Consider the following 4,597-nt stretch of genomic DNA (forward strand, 5'->3'; position numbering starts at 1 on the left):
GTTTTTCTGATCGACAGCTTCTGATCTTGATGGGCTGCTACTATTTTTGGAAAGCAAATCTACTGAATATGCTTTCAGTGGTGTATTTTTTTAATCTATTCTTATTGTACCTCATAACACCCGGAAGTGCTGTAGTAAAATTATATTGTCTGGTAATTCAGATGAGCTTAAATTATGAGCGGGTGCGTTATCTACTTGAATGATGTGTAATTCATGAGGATATTGTATTGACAAAAGTTGTAAATATGCTTCAAAGCAAACTTTGTCTAAATGCGAAAACTCCCAAAAAAAACTTTTTCCCGTAGCGCTCGATACTGCCCCATACAGCCAAAAACACTCAAATTTCCATTGATGCTTCCCGACGGGCTTTACACCTGAAAGCGTCAGCTTGCGCCGACGAATTGTATGCAGCCCTATCCGCGTTTCATCACTACACCAATAAGTGACTTTTTTATATTTATTTACTTGAGGTAAAGCTTTGTGTAGTAAAGCTTTTATCTGTTGATGCAAGTTATTTTTAAATTCATTAATTGCCGTAGATTTATGAGAAATACTGCGAGGTCTGGGAATTTTTAATTTACTTTTCAATTCACCTCTAACCAAAGAATATACAGCCGGGTAACTACTGGCTATTCCTTTAATCAACCAGAGCCAAAGATGAACTTCTTTATAACTCTGAAATCCTTCAAGGTCTCTCAACTCTTGTTGCAATGAAGCTGCTATTTCAACTGAGAACTTTTTTGGGCGACCGAAAACAGAAGAGATTTTTTAACAAATTTTCCAGACCGCCCTTTCTATATTGGGAGAGCCAGCGATGAATCGTTGCCTCACTTTTACCTAAAACTGTGGATACTTCCCGAACAGTTTCTACTTGTTTTGACTGAAATAAATAAAGCATTTGAACTTTGTTATAAGCTAGGATTTTTTTTTGCTGTTTGAGGATTTATCGTAAATTTTTTACAGATTCGGTAATCTTTATATGAGGACGACAAGACATTGTAATTCTCGCCTTTACTTTTTACACAAGTCTATCACATCTTTAAAAAAATGGTATAAGGCAAATAGCTAAGGTAAAATCGCCTTAAAAAATCGGGTATGCAGAGTTAATTTTTTTTATCCCTCTTTGTGCGCTATTAGGAGCGATCAAAGGATGGAAGGCTGTTTAAACTTGTGCTGTTTTTAAATTTTTAGCAGTGACCGATATGTTATGAATTATACAAAATGAGCCGTTACTGGCAATTCTCGCGGAGGAGCGATCGCCCCCAATGAATTCAGGAAACAGATTCAGCGCCACACAGCACAAAATATCTGGATTCACAAGCTCCGAGTCTTCGTTGGCCCAGAGATCACAAAGTTGCCTTAATTAACACAAATAAGGGTTTTGCAAGAAAATCAAAAAAATATTTCCTTGAGAAACAAGAATAAAAACTTGCTCGCTTATTGTAGCCCCGGTAACAACACGTATGCCTGAAGTTATAGTCCACAGCCCAGTCTACGGGAAAATCTAAATCAATAGGGTGATGTGGCAGTGTCCGGGTGTTAAGAGGGGCGATCAAAGAGGAATGTTCTCCGAGCGATCGCTTCCCAATCGGGGAGTGTAAAACTTAGGAAGGCAAGGAGTTGGAGACAATGCTGAACTTTTTGAGTTCAGGAAAGTAGCGTTAGCACTAAACTCTGCCGTATTGTGGATTTCGACCAAAATTTGTAACAGTTCTTAACTATAAATAATTCTGCCAAAACTGCTAGCATAGTGACACTTTTGCTAGCAAAAACAGATAAAGTAAATAAAGTTGGCTAGCTCTAGACGCCCCGATCCCCATCCTGGGGATGTTGAATCAATTTGATTCATACCAAGTGGTTTTAGAGTTACAATCGGAACCAAAGCATCGCTATTTAACTGAGTTCTTTACTTACTTTTACTTTCAGCTATGAACGTGGATTTTATCAAAGCCCAAGTCAGGTTGCTACAGGGTGCAAGTTCATCGGAGCGAGAAACCCTTATTAAAAACATCGGCGTCTGTGCTGGCGTGATCCGACCAGGAGAGTACGTGACTCCGCAACGGAAGCACGCTATCACTCTCTGGCTGCAAACAAATGCGGTTCGCCTCCGGCTTCCCCAACTTCCTCTGGACTTATCGGGCCAAAAGCCTTAACAGGGAAGTAATCAAGAGGTAGCGACAGAATCAAAGAAATTAGTCAATCTTATCTAAAAGTGCGTTTTTATTGAGCTGTACAGGATCAATGAAACACGATTAAGATTGAAAAAATGTTTGTAGGGAAAGTTGGGCTCGAAAACACGCCTGTGGACAAGAAGCGGCCGACCGCCTTGGTAAAAGCAGGAAGTGAACGTCAAACCTGCTCTAAAAGTAGATTTGAGTAAGTTTCACAGAAGGGATTATTGTGCACAGCTATAACCTGGGTTATTTGCTTTTAGATTTGAGATTCACGATTTAGCTCGTATTGGATAAATTTGCTATTTGTGGATCGCCTGAAAAATTATCCTATTCAATAGGCATAACTAATACAGGGGCAGTCATTGAACTGCCCTTACTTTTGAACGCATGCGAAACTGCTGCAAGTTACAATAAACGCATCTACTTGCAGATAGAGTTTAGGTGAACTCTCATGTAAGCTGCGGCGCCTCTATATTATCTGTTATGTTCGTGATGGGAGGGAGAGAAGGGGAGAGGGGGAGGATTTGACGAGCTTTGGTAGGGAATTAATATCATCAAACAGAACGAGTTATGACTATTCACTTGCTTTCTAGGGCGTGTCATCAGTTGAGCCAAACCACGGTAGCAGCGAGGTAAATTGCACCCAGAAAGTTAACCTTGAGCTTGTCGTAGCGGGTGGCGAGCGCACGATATTGCTTGAGTTTGGCAAAAAAGTTTTCAATTAAATGACGGGCTTTGTCTTAGTCGCGCTTGGTGGTGCGGTTAAGCTTGGAGGGGATCACGGCGGCCTTGGTTGGCGCTTGGAGAACATTGATTACCGTGCATCAGCATCGTATCCTTTGTCTGCAAGTAAAGTGTCCGCCATCAGGTCAGGCAAGAGGACATCTGCACCGTCTTGCGTCACAGGCTTATCCATGCGTGAGGTGAAAGCTGACCGGATTTCCCTTCTTCATCGACCACTGCATGGATTTTGGTGCTCAACCCGACGAGTGCTACGTCCAATTGCTTCTGTGTCTGCACCCCCCTTTTACGCCCGCGCTGGGAAAAGTGGGCGCGGACAATGGTGGAATCAATCATCGCGTACTCGTTGTCTGCTTCTTCGGCTAACACCTCAAATACCCGTTGCCACACCCCAGTTTTGCTCGATCGACCCAAGCGCATGTGTACGACTCCAAAGTCCCCAAACCGTTCAGGTAAGTCCCGCAACGGCATGCCGACTCGATCGCGATACAACCCCGCCTCCACAAACAACCGATTATCTTTGGCAGTCCCACCTACATAACCGTCTAGTCCTGGTAACAGGTCTTTTATTATTTCCCACCGGTCATCCCGTAGGGCATAACGACGGCTGGTCATGGCGAGTAAATCCTTTTATTTGGGTCTGTTTTTACTTGATCTTTCTTTACGTTAACTGATGACACGCCCTAATATATTTTTCCACAAAAATACTGTGAGCAAAAAACAAAAATTTCCTTATTTAGTTGGTTCTCGATGGACTTCACACCAAAAAACTTGGGGGTGGAGACACTTTCAAGTGGTCAACCGAAAAAACGAAGGTAAATGGGTATTTGCAGAAATGGTGGCGGCTTGCGATCCAAATGTCCGTTTTTGGCTGAACGCCGCACAGCTCAAAGACCGCTCGCTCTGGCAAGCTGGATGGCAGTCTACGCAAGAATTAGAGGAATTAGAAACTGCGGACTAAAAGACAGGGCTGTGGGGTAGAGTGAGCGGAACTTCCGCCGCCTGCTCGCTATCGTTCCGATCCAAACCAATAAGGAGTGAGACTTTCCCGGTTGTGAAAAATCTTTTACATGACTACAAGTCCTGGAAACCTGGTGTTGCACATTTATGGTATGATCGAAAGATATATAGCGATCGCAAATCATTCGTAAATTAATTAAGGTTTCGATCGAGCAGCAGTTCCATTGAGTGTTGGTTCAAAACTACCAAATTTGTGTAAAAGAGAGAAAGTCAAAGCTTTGTTCATGTATGGTAAAATTGAAGAACCATTTAACCAAGGAAAAAGAACCGATCCGCTTCCCAAATTTCCTCACCCAAGTCTTGGCATGAAGCCAAATATCTTCGACCGGATTCTGTTCGGGAGCATTGGGAGCAAACAGGACACAAGTTAAAGGCCATTCATCCCGCTATGAGCCTTGATTAATTTCTTCTAGGTAAGCTTTCATCTCTTTATATTTGTGATAGCTAGCTCCATCCCAAATAATTAAATGTCTGGCTTCGGGATTTAAAGATTGTAAATCTTTTAAGAAAGCAACTGTATTCTCAGAATTTGCCGTTGCATATTCTCGCAGAACAAACTGTTTAGTTAAATAATTTACTGCGCCATAAGTAAGTCGGCAGGAAAATGCCTAAGTATGTAACAAAATATTAAGTAGGACGATCTGTTCTCAATTTAATGCGTT

The 4,597-nt window shown here is 42.0% G+C and carries 4 protein-coding genes and 2 pseudogenes; 2 read left to right on the forward strand and 4 right to left on the reverse strand.

The window, feature by feature from the left end:
* Positions 1–111: 111 nt before the first annotated feature.
* Positions 112–711 (reverse strand): transposase, encoded by a 600-nt coding sequence (locus QUA74_RS29295; RefSeq protein ID WP_333336221.1) that lies wholly within the window; start codon positions 709–711, stop codon positions 112–114.
* Between the two features lie 13 nt (positions 712–724).
* Positions 725–898 carry a helix-turn-helix domain-containing protein gene (locus QUA74_RS29995; RefSeq protein WP_445302183.1) on the reverse strand — a complete coding sequence of 58 codons (174 nt, stop codon included), beginning with the start codon at positions 896–898 and terminating at the stop codon, positions 725–727.
* A gap of 1,030 nt (positions 899–1,928) precedes the next feature.
* On the opposite strand from QUA74_RS29995, the gene QUA74_RS29300 reads away from it, so the two are divergent.
* Positions 1,929–2,153 (forward strand): hypothetical protein, encoded by a 225-nt coding sequence (locus QUA74_RS29300; protein WP_006635912.1) that lies wholly within the window; start codon positions 1,929–1,931, stop codon positions 2,151–2,153.
* 623 nt (positions 2,154–2,776) lie between these two features.
* Here the strand turns inward: QUA74_RS29300 and QUA74_RS29305 are convergent.
* Positions 2,777–3,530: pseudogene (locus QUA74_RS29305) on the reverse strand (IS5 family transposase).
* A gap of 94 nt (positions 3,531–3,624) precedes the next feature.
* Here QUA74_RS29305 and QUA74_RS29310 point away from each other — a divergent pair.
* Positions 3,625–3,876, forward strand: coding sequence for a TIGR02450 family Trp-rich protein (locus QUA74_RS29310; protein WP_242725377.1), 252 nt, complete (start codon positions 3,625–3,627; stop codon positions 3,874–3,876).
* A 195-nt stretch (positions 3,877–4,071) separates the two neighbouring features.
* On the opposite strand, the pseudogene QUA74_RS29315 reads toward QUA74_RS29310, so the two are convergent.
* Positions 4,072–4,522, reverse strand: a pseudogene (locus QUA74_RS29315) (transposase); the annotation flags it as partial.
* Positions 4,523–4,597 lie beyond the last annotated feature (75 nt).

It is taken from the genome of Microcoleus sp. LAD1_D3, assembly GCF_036702135.1.
Lineage (GTDB): Bacteria > Cyanobacteriota > Cyanobacteriia > Cyanobacteriales > Microcoleaceae > Microcoleus.

Bases quoted from the DNA above. Each gene is read 5' to 3' on its own strand.
- QUA74_RS29995 (WP_445302183.1), bottom strand. From the start codon at position 898: ATGCTTTATTTATTTCAGTCAAAACAAGTAGAAACTGTTCGGGAAGTA.
- QUA74_RS29300 (WP_006635912.1), top strand. From the start codon at position 1,929: ATGAACGTGGATTTTATCAAAGCCCAAGTCAGGTTGCTACAGGGTGCA.